Annotated in this window: 19 protein-coding genes; 10 read left to right on the top strand and 9 right to left on the bottom strand. The window is 72.9% G+C overall.

What is annotated here, in order from left to right; translation table 11 throughout:
* Positions 1–7: 7 nt before the first annotated feature.
* From TU31_RS32275 to TU31_RS32290, 4 genes are all read left to right on the top strand, one after another.
* Positions 8–1,489 carry a bifunctional phosphatase PAP2/diacylglycerol kinase family protein gene (locus TU31_RS32275; protein WP_042161201.1) on the top strand — a complete coding sequence of 494 codons (1,482 nt, stop codon included), beginning with the start codon at positions 8–10 and terminating at the stop codon, positions 1,487–1,489.
* A gap of 156 nt (positions 1,490–1,645) precedes the next feature.
* Positions 1,646–2,461: a class I SAM-dependent methyltransferase gene (locus tag TU31_RS32280; RefSeq protein ID WP_042161203.1), complete on the top strand. Its 816-nt coding sequence runs from the start codon at positions 1,646–1,648 to the stop codon at positions 2,459–2,461.
* 126 nt (positions 2,462–2,587) lie between these two features.
* Positions 2,588–3,766, top strand: a complete 1,179-nt coding sequence (locus tag TU31_RS32285; protein WP_042161204.1) for a CapA family protein — start codon at positions 2,588–2,590, stop codon at positions 3,764–3,766.
* Positions 3,767–3,803: 37 nt separating this feature from the next.
* Positions 3,804–4,163 carry a VOC family protein gene (locus tag TU31_RS32290; protein ID WP_042161205.1) on the top strand — a complete coding sequence of 120 codons (360 nt, stop codon included), beginning with the start codon at positions 3,804–3,806 and terminating at the stop codon, positions 4,161–4,163.
* A gap of 19 nt (positions 4,164–4,182) precedes the next feature.
* Here the strand turns inward: TU31_RS32290 and TU31_RS32295 are convergent, their stop codons facing one another.
* The gene (locus tag TU31_RS32295; protein WP_042161207.1) at positions 4,183–5,106 is read right to left on the bottom strand and encodes an NADP-dependent oxidoreductase; all 924 of its coding nucleotides are present in this window, start codon (positions 5,104–5,106) and stop codon (positions 4,183–4,185) included.
* Between the two features lie 112 nt (positions 5,107–5,218).
* Positions 5,219–5,965, bottom strand: a complete 747-nt coding sequence (locus TU31_RS32300; protein WP_042161209.1) for an AraC family transcriptional regulator — start codon at positions 5,963–5,965, stop codon at positions 5,219–5,221.
* A gap of 88 nt (positions 5,966–6,053) precedes the next feature.
* Here TU31_RS32300 and TU31_RS32305 point away from each other — a divergent pair, with 88 nt between their 5' ends.
* Positions 6,054–7,199 carry a MalY/PatB family protein gene (locus TU31_RS32305; protein ID WP_042161211.1) on the top strand — a complete coding sequence of 382 codons (1,146 nt, stop codon included), beginning with the start codon at positions 6,054–6,056 and terminating at the stop codon, positions 7,197–7,199.
* A 58-nt stretch (positions 7,200–7,257) separates the two neighbouring features.
* On the opposite strand, the gene TU31_RS32310 is transcribed toward TU31_RS32305, so the two are convergent.
* Positions 7,258–7,914 carry a TetR/AcrR family transcriptional regulator gene (locus TU31_RS32310; protein WP_042161213.1) on the bottom strand — a complete coding sequence of 219 codons (657 nt, stop codon included), beginning with the start codon at positions 7,912–7,914 and terminating at the stop codon, positions 7,258–7,260.
* A gap of 63 nt (positions 7,915–7,977) precedes the next feature.
* Here TU31_RS32310 and TU31_RS32315 point away from each other — a divergent pair, with 63 nt between their 5' ends.
* A complete protein-coding gene (locus TU31_RS32315) occupies positions 7,978–9,306 on the top strand; it encodes an aldehyde dehydrogenase family protein (RefSeq protein WP_042161215.1) in 1,329 nt (442 codons plus the stop codon).
* 82 nt (positions 9,307–9,388) lie between these two features.
* Here the strand turns inward: TU31_RS32315 and TU31_RS32320 are convergent, their stop codons facing one another.
* Positions 9,389–11,416 (bottom strand): DUF5107 domain-containing protein, encoded by a 2,028-nt coding sequence (locus TU31_RS32320; RefSeq protein WP_042161217.1) that lies wholly within the window; start codon positions 11,414–11,416, stop codon positions 9,389–9,391.
* A gap of 108 nt (positions 11,417–11,524) precedes the next feature.
* Positions 11,525–12,430 carry an arginase family protein gene (locus TU31_RS32325; RefSeq protein ID WP_042161218.1) on the bottom strand — a complete coding sequence of 302 codons (906 nt, stop codon included), beginning with the start codon at positions 12,428–12,430 and terminating at the stop codon, positions 11,525–11,527.
* A 109-nt stretch (positions 12,431–12,539) separates the two neighbouring features.
* Here TU31_RS32325 and TU31_RS32330 point away from each other — a divergent pair, with 109 nt between their 5' ends.
* A complete protein-coding gene (locus TU31_RS32330) occupies positions 12,540–12,875 on the top strand; it encodes a DUF6204 family protein (RefSeq protein ID WP_042161220.1) in 336 nt (111 codons plus the stop codon).
* Here the strand turns inward: TU31_RS32330 and TU31_RS32335 are convergent.
* From TU31_RS32335 to TU31_RS32345, 3 genes are all read right to left on the bottom strand, one after another.
* Complete coding sequence (locus TU31_RS32335) at positions 12,856–13,269, bottom strand: glyoxalase superfamily protein (RefSeq protein ID WP_042161470.1); 414 nt, start codon at positions 13,267–13,269, stop codon at positions 12,856–12,858. The genes TU31_RS32330 and TU31_RS32335 overlap by 20 nt on opposite strands.
* Before the next feature lie 55 nt (positions 13,270–13,324).
* The gene (locus TU31_RS32340; RefSeq protein ID WP_042161223.1) at positions 13,325–13,876 is read right to left on the bottom strand and encodes a GNAT family N-acetyltransferase; all 552 of its coding nucleotides are present in this window, start codon (positions 13,874–13,876) and stop codon (positions 13,325–13,327) included.
* A 143-nt stretch (positions 13,877–14,019) separates the two neighbouring features.
* Positions 14,020–14,913 carry a DUF2867 domain-containing protein gene (locus tag TU31_RS32345; RefSeq protein WP_042161225.1) on the bottom strand — a complete coding sequence of 298 codons (894 nt, stop codon included), beginning with the start codon at positions 14,911–14,913 and terminating at the stop codon, positions 14,020–14,022.
* 45 nt (positions 14,914–14,958) lie between these two features.
* On the opposite strand from TU31_RS32345, the gene TU31_RS32350 reads away from it, so the two are divergent.
* The 3 genes from TU31_RS32350 (at position 14,959) to TU31_RS32360 (ending at position 17,161) form a co-directional block, all read left to right on the top strand.
* A complete protein-coding gene (locus TU31_RS32350) occupies positions 14,959–15,597 on the top strand; it encodes a TetR/AcrR family transcriptional regulator (RefSeq protein ID WP_042161227.1) in 639 nt (212 codons plus the stop codon).
* A gap of 143 nt (positions 15,598–15,740) precedes the next feature.
* Entirely contained in the window at positions 15,741–16,928 is a 1,188-nt protein-coding gene (locus TU31_RS32355) for a cytochrome P450 (RefSeq protein ID WP_042161229.1), read from the top strand.
* 35 nt (positions 16,929–16,963) lie between these two features.
* The gene (locus TU31_RS32360) at positions 16,964–17,161 is read left to right on the top strand and encodes a ferredoxin (protein WP_042161231.1); all 198 of its coding nucleotides are present in this window, start codon (positions 16,964–16,966) and stop codon (positions 17,159–17,161) included.
* A 99-nt stretch (positions 17,162–17,260) separates the two neighbouring features.
* Here the strand turns inward: TU31_RS32360 and TU31_RS32365 are convergent, their stop codons facing one another.
* The gene (locus TU31_RS32365; protein WP_370682780.1) at positions 17,261–19,084 is read right to left on the bottom strand and encodes an alpha/beta fold hydrolase; all 1,824 of its coding nucleotides are present in this window, start codon (positions 19,082–19,084) and stop codon (positions 17,261–17,263) included.
* Positions 19,085–19,224 lie beyond the last annotated feature (140 nt).

Here is a 19,224-nt window from a genome sequence, read left to right on the forward strand (position 1 = left end):
GTGGCGCATGCGATCGCTACTGACCCATCTCGACCGGCGGACCTTCGACCTGATTGCGGCGCGCGAATGGCCGGGCGCGCAGCGGGTGCTGCCCCGGCTGACCCGGAGCGCCAACCATGGGCTGCTGTGGTTCGGCCTCGCGGCCGGTGCGGCCGCGCTGGGGGGCCGGCCGATGCGCCGGGCCGCGCTGCGCGGAGTGGCCTCGCTGGCCGTGGCCTCGGCGACGGTGAACACCCTCGGCAAGCGTTCGGTCCGGCGGCAGCGCCCGCTGCTGGACACGGTGCCGGTGATTCGGCAGCTGCACCGCCAGCCCCTCACCTCGTCCTTCCCTTCCGGGCACGCGGCCTCGGCGGTGGCGTTCGCGACCGGGGTGGCCATGGAGAACAAGTGGTGGGGGCTGGCGCTGGCGCCGGTCGCCGCGTCGGTGGCGTTCTCCCGCGTCTATACGGGCGTGCACTATCCGGGTGATGTGCTGGCGGGGGCCGCGCTGGGGGCCGGCGCCGCGTTCGCAGTGCGCGGTTTCGCACCGACCCGCGCCCAGCTGGCACCGCCCGCCCGGCCGCGTGCGGAGGCGCCCGCGCTGCCGGGCGGCCGCGGACTGGTCGTGGTGGCGAACCAGGGGGCGGGGCAGCGTTCCGGCCCCCGCCCGGACCGGGCCGAGGAGGTGCACGGGGTGCTGCCGCAGGCCGAGGTGACGGTGTGCGGCGAGCCGGACGGGCCGTCGCTGGACAAGGCCCTCGAAGACGCCGCGGAACGGGCCAGAGCGCTGGGTGGTGCGCTGGGCGTGCTCGGCGGGGACGGCACCGTCAACGCCGCGGCGGCGGTCGCGGTACGGCACGGGCTGCCGCTCGCGGTGCTGCCCGGCGGCACGCTGAACCACTTCGCGTACGACCTGGGGATCGAGACCTATGCGGCGGCGGCCCGCGCCGTGGAGACCGGGGAGGCCGTCGCGGTGGATGCGGCGCGCTTCCGGGCCGGGCCGCATCTGGAGGGGCGGCAGTTCCTCAACACCTTCTCGATCGGCGCGTATCCGGAGCTGGTGCGGATCCGCGAGCGGTGGGCGGGCCGGATCGGGGCCTGGCCGGCCGGGGTGCTGGCGGCCTGGGAGGTGCTGCGCACCGCCGAGCCGCTGACCCTGCGGATCAATGGTGAGCGGCGCGCCGTATGGCTGCTGTTCGTCGGCAACTGCCAGTACCGGGGGCTGGGGTTCGCGCCGGTGCGGCGGCACGATCTGGCGGACGGCGTGCTCGATGTACGGGTGGTGCACGGCGGCCGGCTGGCCCGCACCCGGCTACTCCTCGCGGCCCTGTCGGGCACCCCGCGCAGCACCCCGGTGCTCGGTGAGGCGCGGCTTTCCCGGCTGCGGATCAGCGACCTTCCGGCGGGCACCACGCTGGCCTTCGACGGCGAAGTGGCCCACGCGCCGAGCGAGTTGACGATCGACAAGCAGAAGGAGGCGCTGACGGTCTACCGCCTGCTGCCCGAATAATGAGACCCCACTCTCATCATTCGGGATGGCGGCGTACGGTGTGATCACCACGCCGAGGGGCGGCCGCAGCGCGGTGCGGGCGGTCGCCCGGACGGCGACCGGGGGTGCCGCCGCGCGCCGTCCGGTCGCCCTCCGACGCATGCGAAGGAGCCGACCATGCCGCAGGAATCCGCCGTCTACACCCATGGCCACCACGAGTCCGTACTGCGCTCCCACACCTGGCGCACCGCCGCCAACTCGGCCGGCTACCTGCTCGGCGCACTGCGTCCGCACATGCGGATCCTGGACATCGGCTGCGGCCCCGGCACCATCACCGCCGACCTGGCCGCACTGGTGCCGGACGGCCAGGTCACCGGCCTGGAGTACGCCCCGGAGATCCTGGAGCAGGCGCGCGCCACGGCCGCCGGCCGCGGGCTGACGAACGTCCACTTCGCGGTCGGGGATGTCCACGCACTGGACTACCCCGATGACACCTTCTGCGTGGTGCACGCCCATCAAGTCCTCCAGCACGTGGGCGATCCCGTCCAGGCACTGCGCGAGATGCGCCGCGTCACCAAGCCGGGCGGGATCGTCGCCGTCCGCGATTCGGACTACGCGGCCATGACCTGGTACCCGGAGTCCGACGGGATGACCGACTGGCAGCGGCTGTACCAGCGGGTGGCCCGCGCCAACGGGGGCGAGCCGGACGCCGGACGCCGGCTGCACGCCTGGGCACGGCAGGCCGGCTTCACCCCCGACGCGATCACCGCCACGGCCGCCACCTGGCTCTTCCGCACCCCCGCGGAGCGGTCCTGGTGGAGCGAGCTGTGGGCGGACCGCACGGTCAGCTCCTCGTATGCGCAGCTCGCGGTGGCCGGCGGACACGCCACAGCGGCGGAGCTGCAACGGATCGCGCGGGCCTGGCGGTCCTGGGGCGCCGACGAGGACGGCTGGTTCGGCGTCCTGCACGGCGAGATCCTCTGCCGGGTCTGACGGCGGGGCCCGGCCGGCCGGCTCGCCGCCGGGCCGGGTCCGCCCCCCCTCCGCCCCTCCCTCCGACGGCCCAGCCGCACCCCCTCCCCGGCAGATAAATCCTATTAATCCCGATATGGATGGGGCGTGACCCCTCAACGACGCCTGGCCGCGATAGCGGCGCTGACCCTCCTGGCGGTGGGCTGCGGAACCCAGCAGTCCACCGGCCCCACCCGCTCCGCGCCGTCCGCCCCACCCGGCGGCGCCCGGGCCTCCGCCGCGGCCGGCTTCACCCTCCTGGCCACCGGCGACGTACTGCCGCACGGCGAGATCATCCGGCGGTCCGGCGACGACGCGCACGGCAACGGCCATGACTTCCGTGCCATGTTCGCCGGGGTGAAGCCGGTGGTCTCCGGCGCCGACCTGGCGATCTGCCATATGGAGACGATCTACGGCAGGGACGGCGGGCCGTTCACCGGCTACCCCAGCTTCAAGTCCCCGCCCCAGGTCGCCGCCGCCCTCAAGGACGCCGGCTACGACTCCTGCTCCACCGCCTCCAACCACACCCTCGACGACGGGGTCGACGGGGTGCACCGCACCCTCGGCGCCATGGACGCGGTCGGTCTGCGCCATGCCGGCTCGGCCCGCTCCGCCGCCGAGGCCTCCCGGGTCACGCTGCTGCGGGCCGGTCCCGCGAAGGTCGCCCAGCTCTCGTACACCTACGGCACCAACGGCATACCCCTGCCCGGCAAGGCGCCCTGGACGGTCAATCTGATCGACCGCGAGAAGATCCTCACCGACGCCCGCGCGGCCCGCCGGGCCGGTGCGGACGTGGTGGTCGTCAGCATCCACTGGGGCACGGAGTGGCAGCAGCCGCCGGACGAGCAACAGCGCACCCTGGCCCGCGCGCTGACCGCCGCACGCACCGGCGGACGGCCTGACATCGATCTGATCCTGGGCACCCACGCCCATGTCCCGCAGCCCTACGAGAAGGTCAATGGCACCTGGGTCGTCTACGGGATGGGCGACCAGCTCGCGGGCCACATGTTCAACCACAGCGACCAGCCGGACGGCCGCGGCAACCAGAGCTCGATGGCCCGCTTCACCTTCGCCGGTCCCACCACTCCCGGCGGGCGCTGGACGGTCCGCAAGGCGGAGTTCCTCCCCCAACTCACCGATGTGAACGACGGCTTCCACATCGTCAACCTCAATGCGGCGCTGGCCGACCGGCCCGGACGCAGCGACTACGCACGGGCCCGGGACAGCATCCGGGAGATCGTGCTGTCCCGGGGGGCGGCGAAGAGCGGTCTGATCATGGCCAAGTGATCGCGTCCCGGCAGGTCCCCCAACTAGGGTGGCCCGTATGGACATTCTGGGGACCTCATTGCGGGTGTGCGTCGGTGATCTCGATTCCGCGATCGGCGTCTACGAACGCCTGACCGGCGCCGAGGCGATCCGCTTCCAGCGCGGCGGGGTGGCCGTCGCGGCCGTCGGATGCTTCTTCCTGATGAGCGGCCCCGAGGCGGAGTTGTCGGTGCTGCGCAAGATCACGGCAACCCTCGCCGTCAAGGACGTCGATGAAGCGGTGGCCGACCTGAAGGCGGTCGGCGCCGACATCATCGCCGGCCCCCTCCCCACCCCGATCGGCCGCAACCTGGTCGCCCGCCACCCGGACGGTTCGGTCTTCGAGTACGTGGACCGGAGGCAGGACGGGGAGGGGTAGGGCCGGTCGACGGTTCACCTCAGGACACGTCCAGCACGATCTTGCCGCGGGTGCGGCCCGTCATGCTCTGGCGGAAGGCCTCGGCGGCCTCGGACAGGGGGAAGGCGGACGCGACCGGCACGGTCAGCTTGCCGGCGTCGGCGAGGGCGCCGAGGGCGGTCAGGTCGGCGGTGTCCGGGCGGACCCACACCATGTGGCCGCCCTTGACCTTGACCTCGCCGTCGGCGATGGAGGCCACCCGGCCGCGGTCCTTGAGGAGTTCCTGCGAGACGTCGACGACGCCACCGCCTACGAAGTCCACGGCCGCGTCGACGCCTTCGGGGGCGAGCTCCCGGACCCGGGCGGCGAGGCCGTCACCGTATGTGACCGGATCGGCGCCCAGGGACCGCAGGAACTCGTGGTTGCGCTCGCTGGCCGTGCCGATGACGCGGGCTCCCCGGGCGACCGCGATCTGGACGGCGAGGGAGCCGACACCGCCCGCGGCGGCGTGCACCAGCACGGTCTCGCCGGCCGTCACACCGACCCGGTCGAGTGCCTGATAGGCCGTCAGTCCGGCGAGCGGGAGCCCGGCCGCCTGCTGCCAGTTGAGCGACGCCGGCTTGGGTGCCAGGGTCCGGACCGGTGCGGCGACCAGTTCCGCGAAGGTGCCGTGCTGCACCTCGTCCTTGCGGACATAGCCGATGACCTCGTCACCGACCGCGTACTCGGTGGCGTCCGCGCCGACCGCCTCGACCACGCCCGCCACGTCCCACCCGGGGATGAGCGGGAAGTGCCCGTCCATCATCGGGTCCAGATAGCCCGCGAGGATCTTCCAGTCCACCGGATTGACCCCGGCCGCCTTGACCCGGATCAGGAACGAGTCCGGGCCCACCTTCGGATCGGGGTGGTCGGTGTAGGTGAGGACTTCGGGGCCGCCGTAGCTGTTCGCGATGATTGCCTTCATGATCCGCTACAACGCGTGACGGCCGGGGTTCATTCCACGGTCGCGCGGACGGTCACCGGAATGGCGTACGAGGCGTGCGGGGGCCGGGGCGGGACCGGCTCGGTCCAGGTGGTCAGTGCCGGTCGCGGTGGGCGCCGGGGGTGTGGCCGAAGGCCCGGCGGAACACGTCGATGAAGGCGCTGCTGGAGGCCCAGCCGCAGCGGTGTGCCACGACGGTGACGGGGGTGTCCTCGGCCAGCAGGCGCAGGGCGTGGTGCAGGCGCAGCTGGGTGCGCCACTGCGGGAAGCTCATACCGAATTCGGTGCGGCAGAGCCGGGTGAGGGTGCGGTCGCTGACCCCGGCGGTGGCGCCGAGTTGTGCCAGGGTCCGCTGGTCGGCCGGGTCGGCGCGGAGCAGGGCGCACACCGCGACCAGACGCGGATCGGTGGCGGCGGGCACGTGGAGCGGCTGCTCGGGCGAGCGGCGGAGCTCGTCGAGCAGGACGGCCCGCAGGCGGCGGCGTTCGGCGCCGCGGCCGTCGGGCCGCTCGGTGTAGGCGAGGATCAGCTCGCGCAGCAGCGGGCCGACCTTGAGGACCGCGGGCCGGTCCAGGCGCAGCGGGTTGTCCCGCACCGGCAGTCCCACCAGGTGGAGGTCGGTGTCGCCATGGGCGCGGTGCTCGTGAACGGTTCCGGCCGGGATCCAGAGGGCCCGCGTGGCGGGGGCGATCCAGCTGCCCGCCCCGGTGGTGACGGACAGTACGCCACGGCCCGCGTAGACGATCTGGTGCTCGTCATGGCGGTGCGCGTCGACGCCGGTACCGGCGGGCAGCGGCCGCAGGCCGGTGACCAGGCGCGGGGCGTGGCGGTTTTTCGGCATTGCTCGGCAATTTATCGGAAGCGGACGGCCTCCCGCCCGGCCGATCATCGAGGGGCGACGGCAGACCAGGCCACCTTCAGGAGTCCCCATGGGCAACCTCTCGATCCCCCCGCTCACCGAACTGAGGAAGCGCCGGAGTGCGAAATGGCGGACCTTCCCGGACGACGTACTGCCCCTCCCTGTCGCGGAGATGGACTTCCCGCTGGCGGAGCCGGTCGCCGAGGCCCTCCATGAGGCGGTCGACCGGTCGGACACCGGTTATGCGGCGCCGACCCGCGAACTGGCGGAGGCGGTGCGCAACTACGCCCGGCGCAGCTGGGGCTGGCACATCGACGCCGATGGCGTGCGCACCGTCGCCGACGTCGGCATCGGTGTCGTCGAGGTGCTGCGCCGGGTCGTCAGCGCGGGCGACCGGGTGGTGATCAGCCCGCCGGTGTACGAGCCGTTCTCCTGGTGGATACGTGAGGTCGGGGCGCATGTCGTGGAGGCGCCGTTGATCGAGGGTCCAGGAGGATGGCGGCTCGACCCGGACGCCCTGGAACGGGCCTTCGCCGATCACGCCACGGCTTATGTGCTGTGCAATCCGCACAACCCCATGGGCCTGGTGCACCGGCGCGAGGAGCTGGTGGCGCTCGCCGAGCTGGCCGACAGGTACGGCGTCCATGTGCTGTCCGACGAGATCCATGCCCCGCTCGTCCTGCCGGGCGCCGAGTTCGTGCCGTTCCTGTCGGTGTCGGAGGAGGCGAGGCGCTGGGGGTTCTCGTTCCTGTCGGCCAGCAAGGGCTGGAATCTGGCCGGGCTCAAGGCCGCCGTCGTCGTCACCGCCGATCCGGCGCCGAAGCGGTATGTGGACCGGCTGTCGCCACACTCGCTGTACCGCACCGGGCACCTGGGCGTGCTCGCCACGGTGGCCGCGCTCAACGACGGTGGCCCCTGGCTCGCCGATGTCCTGGAGGCGCTCGATCACAACCGGCGGCTGCTGGCGGACCTGTTGGGGAAGCTGCTGCCCGAGGTGAGCTACCGGCAGCCGCAGGCGGGCTTTCTGGCCTGGCTCGACTTCCGCGCGCTCGGCCGGGGCGACGACCCCAGCGCGCATCTCCTCACCGCCGCCCGGGTCGCCCTCAACGCCGGTCACCGTTACGGCCCTTCGGGCAACGGCTTCGCGCGGCTGAACTTCGGCTGCGCACCGGAGACGCTCACCGAGGCTCTCACCCGTATCGCCGCGGTCTCCTGAGATCCGGACGAGCGGGGCGACGGACGCCGCTCCCGGCGGGGAGGCGGCCCGGACGGCCTCAGCCGGGCGGTGCCCCCAGGGCGCGCAGCAGGAACGGCAGGAGTTCGCCGATCGCCGCCTCGCCGGACGTGGGCCCGTCCGTCGCGCCCTGGTACGTCACGTCGGGCGTCAGGAAGAGGCGGCTGACCATGGAGCCGACGACGAGATCGGCCAGTACATGGGCGTTCTCCAGCGGCGGGATGTCGCCGCGGGCGACCGCGCGGCGCACGACCTCGGCGGCCCGGTCGCGGACCGGCTGGACGATCGCGGAGTCCAGGACCCGGGCCAGCGCCTCGTTGTGCGCGGCCTCACCGATCAGGATGTGCAGCAGCCGGCCGCCGGGGCCCTCCAGCGTCTCCGCCTTGTCGCGGAGCAGGACGGCGAGGTCGCCTCGGAGGCTGCCGGTGTCCGGCTGCGGGCCGAGGTCGCTGGCCCAGCTGACGGCGGTGCCCACGACCAGGTCTTCCTTGGAGCGCCAGCGGCGGTAGAGGGTCGCGGTGGACACCCCGGCCCGCTTGGCGACGGCCGCGGTGGTCAGCCCGCCGTAGCCGCTCTCCTGAAGCACCTGGAGGGTGGCCGCCAGCAGCGCCCGGTCGCGTTCGGCGTCCCGCGGCCGGCCGCGGGACGGCTGCCGCTCGGCGGGCGCGGTCTGGTTGCTCTCGGTGCGTTCGGCCACGTCGGGAGTCTACCGGCCTCCATTACGAAACGAAATATTTTCGTTTCGTGTAGCCTCGGCGCCATGGCCTCTCCGACCCACTCCACCGACCTGGACGCCGCCGCAGTCGTCGGCCGGCTCCGCCGCACCTTCACCACCCACCGCACCGCCTCCCCGGAATGGCGCCGCGGCCAGCTGACGGCCCTGCGCACCCTGCTCACCGACCACCGCGACGAGCTCCTCCGGGCCCTCGCCGACGACCTCGGCAAGGGCCCGGAGGAGGCCTATCGCACCGAGATCGGCTTCACCCTGCACGAGATCGACCACACCCTGGACCGGCTCGACGGCTGGCTGGCGCCCCGTCCCGCGGAGCTGCCCGAGCGGCTGCTCCCGGCGACCGCGCACACCGTCCGGGAACCGCTCGGCGTCGTCCTGGTGATCGCCCCCTGGAACTATCCGCTGCAACTGGCGCTCGCCCCGCTCGTCGGCGCGCTGGCCGCAGGCAACTGCGCCGTCGTCAAGCCCAGCGAACTCGCCCCGGCCACCTCGGCCGCGATCGCCCGGCTGCTGCCGCGCTATCTGGACGGCGACGCGGTGGCCGTCGTCGAGGGCGCCGTCCCGGAGACCACCGCCCTGCTGGCCGAGCGCTTCGACCACATCTTCTACACCGGCAACGGCACCGTCGGCCGGATCGTGCTGGCGGCTGCCGCACCGCATCTGACGCCGGTCACCCTGGAGCTGGGCGGCAAGAGCCCGGTCGTCCTCGATCCGGGGACGGATCTGGCCGCGGCGGCCCGGCGGCTGGTGGCCGGCAAGTTCCTCAACGCCGGCCAGACCTGTGTGGCGCCCGACTACGTCCTGGCGATCGGTGACACCGCCCGGGAAATCGAGCCGCATCTCGTCGCGGCGGTGCGCGAGACGTACGGCGACGACCCGGCCGCCGCGGACGAGTACGGACGGATCGTCAACACCCGGCACTTCGACCGGCTTACCGCCCTGCTCGACAGCGGGCGCACGGTCATCGGCGGTGCGCACGACCGCGCCACGCGCTATCTGGCGCCCACCATCCTCGCCGATGTCGACCCCGACGCACCGGTGATGCGGGAGGAGATCTTCGGCCCGGTCCTGCCGATCGTGCCGGTGCCCGACCTGGACGCGGCGATCGCCTTCATCAACGAACGGGACAAGCCGCTGGCGCTCTACGCGTTCACCGCCTCCGAGGACACCAAGCGGCGGCTGCTGGCCGAGACCTCCTCGGGCGCGCTCACCTTCGGGCTGCCGGTCGCCCATCTCACCGCGCCCGGGCTGCCGTTCGGCGGGGTCGGCGAGAGCGGTATGGGGCGCTACCACGGCGAGTACTCGCTGGACACCTTCAGCCACACCAAGGCGGTGCTGGACAAGCCGCTGGCCTGACGGCGGACGGACGGGCGGCCGGTGGCGTGACGGCGGCCGGGCGGACGATGCCGTCCGCCCGGCCCCGGGCGCCGTCCGCGGACTACACCGGCCGCATCCGGTACTCGTAGCGCTCCGGGAGCGGATGCGCGGACCGGGCCGCGGCGCGGACCTCCTCGGTGACCGGGCCGCCGCCCGCGACCAGTTGCTCGGCGATGGCGTACCAGGTGTCGCCGAGCACCTCGTCGCCCTCCCGCAGACCGGCGATCTCGAAGCCGGCCTCGAAGATCCCCCGGGCCGCGGCCGGCTGCCCCTGGGCGAGCAGCACCTGCGCGGTCAGCAGCCGGAAGCGGCCGTCGGCCGGGTCGGCCGGCGGCAGGCCCGCGAGCAGCTGCGCGGCCTCCTCGGTACGGCCGGCCGCGAGCAGCGCGGGCACCGCCTCCCGGGCGAGCGCCGGCAGCACCACCCGCCAGGCCCGTGCGGCCGGGTCCGGTGCCGAGGCCGCCCGCGCCGCTTCGGCACAGGCCTGCGCATACCGGTCGGCGGCGCGGGCCGGCTCACCCGCCGTGGACTCGGCGACCGCCAGGCAGTACAGCGGCAGACAGCCGGCGCCGTGCCCGTGGGCCCGCTCCCAGCTGCGGACGGCCTGGGCGCGGTCGCCGGCCTGCCACTGGGCGAGTCCCAGGTGGTAGTCGATGGACGGGCCGGGCGGTGCGGACTCCAGCAGATCGCGCCAGGCCGGCGCGGTCAGCACCGGTCCGGGTACCGGGCCGCCGGCCGGCAGGTCCCCGGTTCTCAGCAGCGTCAGCCACGGCTCCTGTTCGGCGCCCAGGGTGGCCGGGCCGAAGGGCGTACCGGGCAGGTCCAGTCCCGTGCGGGCCACCTCCAGCGCGCCCCAGCCCGAGCCGGTGGCCAGCGACTCCTTCGGTTCCTGATCGGCGTACGGCAGCCAGGCGGCGTAGGCGGCCTCGACATCCGCCCGGGGCAGGGCGGCCTCCAGCCGGGCCGCGACCTCGGCGCGGGCCGCGCCCCAGTCCGCGCCGTGCACCGCCGCGGGATCGGTGTCCAGCGGCCCGTACGCCTCCAGCCAGCTGAACTCGCCGCCGGCGTCCAGCGGCACATGCTCCAGCTGGGTACGTGCCAGCCCCGCCTGGATCTCGGCGTAGCCGCCGCTGCCCGGTTCGGTGAGCCACCGCTGCCAGCGCCGCCCCGCCCGCCCCGCGCCCCACAGGAAGAGCTTGCGGCCGCGCAGGGTGTCGGTGGAGGTCTGCACCAGACCGCGGCCGTCGGCGTCGAGGGAGGTGACCCAGCGGCGGGCGCCGTCGGGCACGTCGTAGAAGTAGTCGGCGGGGTAGGTGCTGCGCAGCGGGTAACTGCGGTCGGTGCCGTCGGCGTCGGGGACCGGGACCCGGCGCAGGGTCCGTTCGTAGCCGAAGTGCCAGGCCGCGTCGGCGGGGGCCAGGACGCGGGTGCGCTCCCCTTCGGGCACGGCGGTGTTGGACCACCAGTAGACCGGCACGGTGTGGTGGTGCGGATTACGGATGCGCACGCCCACATGGAGGAAGTCGGAGCCCTCGGGCAGCCACAGGTCCACCTGGAAGGGCAGATCGCGCAGCCGCTCCCACTCCCACAGCCGCAGCATCTCCCCGCCGTCCGGCGCCGGAACCCGGGCGGCGTGCAGCGGGGCGCAGGAGAGCGTGGTGTGTCCGGTGGCGCCGATGTTCCACTCGATACCGCCGGAGAACCAGGCGCCGTTGAGGGCGAAGGCCGCGGGCTGCAACACCGGGTTGCGGTAGAGGAGTTCGCGGTCGGTGGGCTTGTGGTGCAGGGAGTACACCCGGCCGCCGAGGCCGGGCAGGACGGTGGCGCGCAGCCGGTCGTTCTCCAGGACCAGCGCGTCGAGGTCGGTGGGGCGGCGGGACCGGCCGTAGCCGTCGCGCAGCGGGGCGGGCAGGAGCGAGCGCAGCGGTGCACAGCCGATCTGCCGCGCCATGTCGGCGGGCAGTCCGGCGTCCTGGGGGACCTCGATGTGGTGCACGTCCTGACCGGCCCGCAGCGCGGGGAGGGGGTTGTCCGGGCCGAGGGGGGCGGCGGGGAGGGTCAGGGTGGTGCGTCGCACACTCGTGGCCACGGCTGCCTCGCAATGCTGGACCGGGCCACCTCGGCTGCGGCGGCCTCCTGTTGACCATGGAACCGTGCGATCGCCGCTCTGCACAGGGTCTCCCGGGGCCGGGCGAGGTCAGGGTTGCGCAAAGACACTCTCAAGGAGCTCGGTGAGCAGCGCCGCGCCGGTCCCTTCGGGGTCGCGGTCCGGGTCGTAGATGGTGACGTTGATGCCGGCGCAGCGCGGCGAGGCGGCCAACGGGCCCAGCAGAGCCAGGAGTTCACCGGTCAGCAGGCCGCCGGGGTCGGGGCTGTCGACGGCCGGCATAACGGACGGGTCGAGGACATCCGCGTCGAGGTGGATCCAGAAGCCGTCGAGGTGCGCGCGCTGGAAGTGGGTGAGGACGTCGCGGGCCACCGCCTCCGGGCCGCGCCGCCGGATCTCCCCGACCGGGGCGTGGCTGATCCCGAGGCCGGTCAACTCCTCCTGGTCCTCGTCCACATCGCGGATGCCGAGGACACATACGTCCTCGTCGCGGACGTACGGCCGCAGCCCGTCGAGGTCCGTCAGGTCCGCCTGTCCTCGCCCGGTGATCTGCGCCAGGCCCTCCCCGGCCGCGGCACCGACCGGGCCGGAGACCGCCGCATTGCCCGGGTGCCGGAAGTCGCCGTGCCCGTCGAGGTAGGCGACGCCGTAGCGCCCCAGCCGGCGCAGTGCGAGCACCGCGCCGAGCAGGATGCTGCAATCCCCGCCCAGCACCACCGGGAAGTCACCGCTGGCCACATGCCCCTCGATACGGGTCGCGAGCCGGCCCGTATAGGCGGCGAGGGCGGCGGCGTTGAAGTCGCCGTCCCCCTCCTTCCAGTCCCCCAGGTCGTAGCGCGGGGGCACCACCACACCGCCCTCCAGCGCACCGAGCCGGCGCAGCAGTCCCTGTTCGCGCAGTGCGCCCGCGAGCTTGTAGCAGCCGGGAACGGTGCCGGGCGCGGGCGGTCGCAGTCCCAGGTTGGAGGGGGCATCGATCAGTACGGTTCGGCGCATGCCGTGATCGTCACACAGCCGCCCCGGAAATGGGGAGGCCCGCGAGGATGCGGCGAAATAGCCTGGCCCTTCGGCTCATTGACGCAGGCAGAAACGGAAAGGGGCACCCATGGCGACCCAGCACACCTACCGAGTCATCGTCCGCGGCAAGTGGGACGGTCTGACGGCCGAGTCCCGGACGAAGCTGCTGACCGAGGTGGACGCGCACGGGCTGGACCGGTTCACGTTCACACCGGAGGGCTCGCTGGCGTACGACACCCCGCTGCACTCCTTCAGCTACCGCTTCGTCATCGTCTCGGACGCGGCGGACGGCGAGGAGATGGCGGCCGCGCTCGCCGAGGACAAGGCGGAGACCGCGCTACGGGCCGCCGGGCTGGGCTACCGCGACCTGCGGTCCTCGGCCACCGACATGGACACCATGAAGATCAACCGCAAGTCCCGCTAGCCGGGGCCCTGTCGGACGGCTGCGCGGCGGCGTCCGGTTCGTTGAAGCGCAGCCGGTTCCCGAAGGGATCGGTCAGCGTGAGCGAGGTACCGATCTCGTCCTGCTCCAGACCGGGCCGCAGATACGGATAGTTCTTCCCGGCGAGCTCGGCGTGCAGGGCGCGCACCCCGCTCAGCTCGGTGTAGAGCGTGGAGCCGGGCGTCGCGTCGCCGTGGTGCTCCGACAGGTGCAGCACGAGGCCACCGCGGGAGACCTGCGTGTAGAGCGGCATACCGGGAGCGAAGCGGTGCTCCCAGTCGACCGTGCAGCCGAGGTAGTCGACATAGAACTCATGGGCCTTGGTGACGTCGAAGATCCGGAAGACCGGCACGCTGCGTCGGAAGTCGATGGTCATGAGGGACATCGCAGCACACCGCACTGACATCGGCTCACCCCGCACGCCCGTCGCCTCATCCCGCCCGCCCGGAGACCATCTCGGCGGTGATCGCCCAGCGCTCGTGGTCGCGCCAGGCGCCGTCGATGAAGAGGAAGTCCGGGGAGAACCCCTCCAGCCGGAAGCCCGCCCGCTTGACCAGGGCGATCGACTGCTCGTTGGCCGGCTGGATGTTGGCCTCCAGCCGGTGCAGCCCCAGCTGTGTGAAGGCGTGGTGGATCACCAGCCGCAGGCCCTCGGTCATCAGCCCGCGGCCGGCGGCGTGCGCAAAGACGCCGTAGCCGATCGCGCCACAGCGGAACGCGCCGTGCACGATGTTGTTGATCGTGAGGTAACCGGCGATCCGGCCGTCGGCCGGCTCACAGATCAAGAACCCCTCGCGCTGCGGCTCCTGGAGCCGCAGCAGATAGCCGTCGTACGCGGCGTCCGTGGTGGGCGGGAAGAGCCAGGGGCGGTGCAGTTCCGCGCTCTCCCGCGCGAGCGCGGTGAACTCTGCCCGGTCGGCGGCGGTGAAGTGCCGGATACCCACCCGCGGGCCGCGCGCGAGGTAGCGGTCGTTGCTCGTCATCGGCAGATCGTACGAAGGGCGGCAGCGGCAGGCCAGCCGGCCGGGCGGCGCGCCAGGGCCGTTCCGGCCGTCAGCCGCCCTCCCGCCACACCGGCGCGTCCGTCCCGCACGGACCGGGCGGGGTGGTCCAGGTGGCCGGTGCGTCACCCCCGGGCCGCCGCCCGCTCCCCCGCGGTCGGTGCGGCGAGCGCCAGTCGACGGTGGATGCGGCGCAGCATCAGACGGGCCATGAAGGGGTGGACCCGGCGTACGACGGCGAAGTAGAGGCGGCCGGCGGTGCGGTGGAGGCGGACGACCGTACCGAGTGTGACCCGGCCGTCGGCGACCAGGATCGAGGCCCGGAAGTCCAGGTGCCGGGCGTCCTCGCCGAGCAGGATCTCCGTGTCCGCGCGCCCGACGACCGGGAAGGAGGCGCCGCGCAGGACGCCCTCCCACGCCTCCGGTTCCTGCGGCATACCGGGCAGCAGATCCATCTGCCAGGCGTCCTGGAAGTCGGTACGCGGGAAGGCCCGGTGCGCCAGCCGGGCCGCGGCGGGGAGCTCGACGGCCCGGGGCCGGTCCCAGAGCAGCCGGTTGAACAGGCGCACCCGCGGGGACCGGCGGACCGGGGCCGCCACCCGGCCGGTGGCGACCCGTTCGATGTTGTCGAAGATCTCCTCCACGACGGTGCCGTGCACGGCCCGGAGCGCCAGTGCCCAGACCACCGCCCCGGCCGGCCGGAGCCGGCTGTGCAGGATGTGCTCCACCCGGCAGCTGTCGGGCCCCAGGGGCCGGACGGTGATCTCGTGCCACCCGTCCTCGCCGCCGGTGAAGTCGAAGCGGATACGGCGGCCGGGTTCGTACGCCGTGACGCGATAGCGGATGAAGCCGTGCCCGCCGTCGGCGCCGACACCCAGGGGGCGGTCGAAGCGCATCGGCGGCCAGACCGGTGTGGGGAAGAGCGGGTCGTCCGCGCCGCCGAGCCGGTCGAGCAGCGCCCCGACGGCACCGGCCGGGGCGTGGACGGTGCGGGCATGAACATCGCGGACGGTACGCACGAGGCACCTCCATACGGTGGCGTATGTTTGACCGTACGGTACCGTATGGATATGGCGCAGCAGCGAGCGAAGGCCCCCCGCGGCAGCAGTGCACGACCCCGGCTGACCGCCCGGGACTGGGCCGATGCCGCCCTGGCGGCCATGGGCGAAGGCGGCCTCGCCGCGGTGGCCGTGGAGCCGCTGGCCGCCCGGCTGGGCACCACCAAGGGCAGCTTCTACTGGCACTTCAGCAACCGGGACGCGCTGATCGAGGCCGCGCTGGAGCGCTGGGAAGAGGCCGGCACCGAGGCCGTGATCACCGAGGTGGAGGCCGAGCCCGACCCCGGCAGACGACTGCGCCGGCTGCTCGCGCTGGCCACCTCCCGGGCCGCCACGGACCCACTGGAGGTCTCCCTGCTGGCGAACGCGACGGACCCACGGGTGGCCGCCGCGCTCGCCCGGGTCACCGACCGGCGCATCGGCTATCTCGCCGCACTCTTCGCCGCGCTGGGCTTCCCCGAGGGCGAGGCGCGGCACCGCGGCCTGCTGGCGTACACCGCCTACCTCGGCCACACCCAGCTCGGGCACGCCGTCCCGCAGAGCCTGCCGGCCGAGGCGGCACGGGACCGCTATCTGGATGGCGTGATCGACACCCTCGTACGGCCGCGGGACGGAGTCGATGAAGCCCAACATGTCGCAATCTGAGCGAAGTTGGCCGAACTGCGCGTAGACATGCCCAGTATCCGAGGCATGAGGTGAGATCGGCGCGGCGAACACGGCGCGCCACAGCGTTGCCATCTCACACACGAGCAACTTGAGCCACTCAAGACTCGTACGGGAGGAATTTCGTGACCGAAGCCATCCCCTACTTTCAGAACCGCACCTGTCCGTACCACCCGCCCGCCGCATACCGACCACTGCGCGAGGCCGGCCCGCTGACCCAGGTCACGCTCTACGGCGGCCGCAAGGTGTGGGCGGTCACCGGCCACACCGAGGCACGGGCGCTGCTGACCGACCAGCGACTCTCCGCCGACCGGCAGAACCCGGCCTTCCCGATCCCGTTCGAACGCTTCGCCGCCATCCGCCGCGTCCGGGCCCCGCTGATCGGGGTCGACGATCCGGAGCACAACACCCAGCGCCGGATGCTGATCCCCAGCTTCAGCCTCAAGCGGACCGCCGCACTGCGGCCGCAGATCCAGCAGATCGTCGACGGACTGCTCGACCGGATGCTGGAGCAGGGCCCGCCCGCCGAGCTGGTCTCCGCGTTCGCCCTGCCGGTCCCCTCGATGGTGATCTGCGCACTGCTCGGAGTCCCGTACGCCGACCATGAGTTCTTCGAGGAGGAGTCCCGCCGGATCCTGCGCGGACGGTCGGCCGCGGAGGCGGAGGACGCCCGGCTGAAGCTGGAGGAGTACTTCACCGGGCTGATCGCCGCCAAGGAGAAGAACCCGGGCGACGGGCTGCTGGACGAGCTGATCGAGGACCGGCTGCGGACCGGCGCGCTCCCCCGCGACGAGCTGGTCCAGATCGCCATGATCCTGCTGGTGGCCGGTCATGAGACCACCGCCAACATGATCTCGCTCGCCACCTTCACCCTGTTGGAGCACCCCGAGCAGCTGGCGCAGCTCAAGGCCGAAGAGGGCCTGATGCCGGCCGCCATCGAGGAGTTGCTGCGGTTCCTGTCCATCGCGGACGGCCTGCTGCGGGTGGCGACGGAGGACATCGAGATCGGCGGACAGGTCATCCGCGCCGACGACGGGGTCCTGTTCCCCGCCTCGCTGATCAACCGGGACGAGGCCACCTACCCGTCACCGGACGAGCTGGACCTCGGCCGTTCGGCCCGCCATCACGTGGCCTTCGGCTTCGGGATCCACCAGTGCCTGGGGCAGAACCTCGCCCGCGCGGAGATGGAGATCGCGCTGCGCTCGCTGTTCACCAGGATCCCGCAGCTGCGGCTCGCCGTACCGGCCGCCGAGATTCCGTTCAAGGCCGGTGACACCCTGCAAGGAATGATCGAACTGCCGCTGGCCTGGTAGCAGCCAGGACGGCAGACCAGAGAAAGGGGTCCGGAATGCGGATCGCGATCGACACCGACCGCTGTATCGGCGCCGGCCAGTGTGCCCTGACCGCGCCGGGGGTCTTCACCCAGGACGACGACGGTTTCAGTGCACTGCTGCCCGGCCGTGAGGACGGCGCGGGCGACCCGCTGGCACGGGAAGCCGCCCGCGCCTGCCCCGTGCAGGCCATCACGGTCATGGACGACCGGTAGCACCCCGCGGACGACCCGGCTGACGCGCGCGGCCCCGGCCCACACCCGCGCCCGAGCCGTCCGCCCCTCCACTTGTCCCTACGGCATCCACCCCATCCGCTACCGCAACACCCCTTGGGTGACGGGCAGTTCGAGGACCCCGGTGTCCCCGGGCGTACTGGTGACCGTCACCGGCTTCACGCCGCGATTGCCCACATAGGCGTCGTCGCTCGCGGCGATCACGAAGCGCAGTCGGTGCCCCGGCTCGTAGCGGTGCACGATGCCCGGCAGTTCCACGGTGAACCGCCGGGTCACATCGGGCACCCGGGCCGGGGCCACCAACCGGTGCACCAGCGTCTTCCTGCCGTCCGGCGCGACATCGTAGAGCTTGGCGAACAGCACCAGTTTGTCGGCCGCGTCCGCGGACCGCTGGGCCCGCTCGGCCTGCGGCGAGGTGACCTTCAGCGTCACCCTGGGCGCGCCCACCACGTCCACCGGCCCGCCCGACACCGGCTGTGAGGTCCAGTCGAGGTAGCTGCCCCTGGCGTCATACGGCGCCACGTCCGGCAGCCCCAGCAGCCCGGCCAGCGAACTCTCCGAGTGGCTGGTGGCCATCCGCAGATTGCGGTACGCCCGGCTGCCGCGCGTCACCTCACTGCGGTGGCCGACGAGCTTGCCGTCCCCGGAGAGATACAGCCGCCGGGTGCCGCCCGCAGGGAAGGCGGGCGAGGTGGCGTAGGCGGAACCGGCGGTCACCCAGTCCCGGTGATACGCGAAGGCCGGGCCGGTGCCGGTCGCCGTCCGGCGCCGCAGATAGCGGTCGAACCACGCCAGGACCCGCCGGCCCACGTAACTGGTGTCCAGGTTGCCCTGCGCCAGGTTGAGTTCACCCTGCACCGGCTTCTTCATCCCGCCGCTGTGGCCCCATGCCTGCCAGATCATCTTGACCGGGGTGCCCTGCGCGGCAAGCGTCCGGTAGGTGGCGGTGGCCTCGTTGAGGTTGAACAGGCTGTCGTTCTGGCCCTGCACCAGCAGCGTCGGCGCCTGCACCGACGGCAGATACGAGACCGGGGAGACGCTGCGCGCATAGCGGAGCACGGCGTCGGTCTTCTGCGCCGGGTACTTATCGGAGTCCAGCAGCCGCTTGGTCTCACAGGCCCGCGCGACGAAGTGCAGACAGCCGGAGCCGCCGGTGCGCGACGGGTCGAGCTGCGGATGCAGCAGCCCCTGCGCCTCGCCGATCAGGAAGAACCCGTTCGTCCACTGCCACTTGTAGGCACCGGGCAGCGGGCCGGTGACCCCGTGGGTACGCCCGGCGTTGTTCGGATCCAGGGAGTAGGAGAGGTCGTTCCAGGTGATGAGCGGGACCAGTGCGTCGACCCGGTGGTCGACGGCGGCGGTGGCCAGCTGGATCGCGCCCCCGTAGGAGCCACCGATCATGCCGACCCGCGGATCGCGTACGCCGTCCTTGGCGATGTAGTCGAGACGTGTCCCGTCGTCGGCCGTACGGGCGCCGGCCAGCAGGTCGACCAGCCCGCTCGCCGCCCGGCCGTCGATTCCGGGGTCGTCGAGGGAGATCGGGCAACCGGTCTTGCCGAAGCCGAGCCCGGAGTAGGCCAGCGCCACATAGCCGCGGGCGGCGAGGGCCTTGGCGAGGCCGTCGGTCGAGCCGTCCTTCTTGCTGCCGCCGAAGCCGTTGGTGGTCAGCACGGCGGGTGCCGGGTGGGCGGCGTCGACTCCGGCGGGGCGGTAGACATCCGCGTCCACGGTGCAGCGGCGTTCCCCGCCCTGGACGGTGACCTTCAGCGCGGTGACGGTGTACGGGTCGGCGGCGGCCACCGCGGGGGCGGTCAGGAAGAGCGGCGCGGCGAGGGCGGAGCCGGCCAGCAGGGCGAGGGACCTGCGGAGCACGGGGCGGGACACGGCTCGGGACACGCTGGGCACGAGGACCTCCACACAGGTCGTACCAACCAGTCGGTAGCGGCGCGCTCATGCTGTGACACGGGTAACGGCATGTCAACGCTCCGCACACACGTCGTGGTTAGGACGTGCGTTCAGTGCCGTCTTCGGGCGAGAGGAGTCGT

Source organism: Streptomyces lydicamycinicus, assembly GCF_000829715.2.
Taxonomy (GTDB): Bacteria; Actinomycetota; Actinomycetes; order Streptomycetales; family Streptomycetaceae; genus Streptomyces; species Streptomyces lydicamycinicus.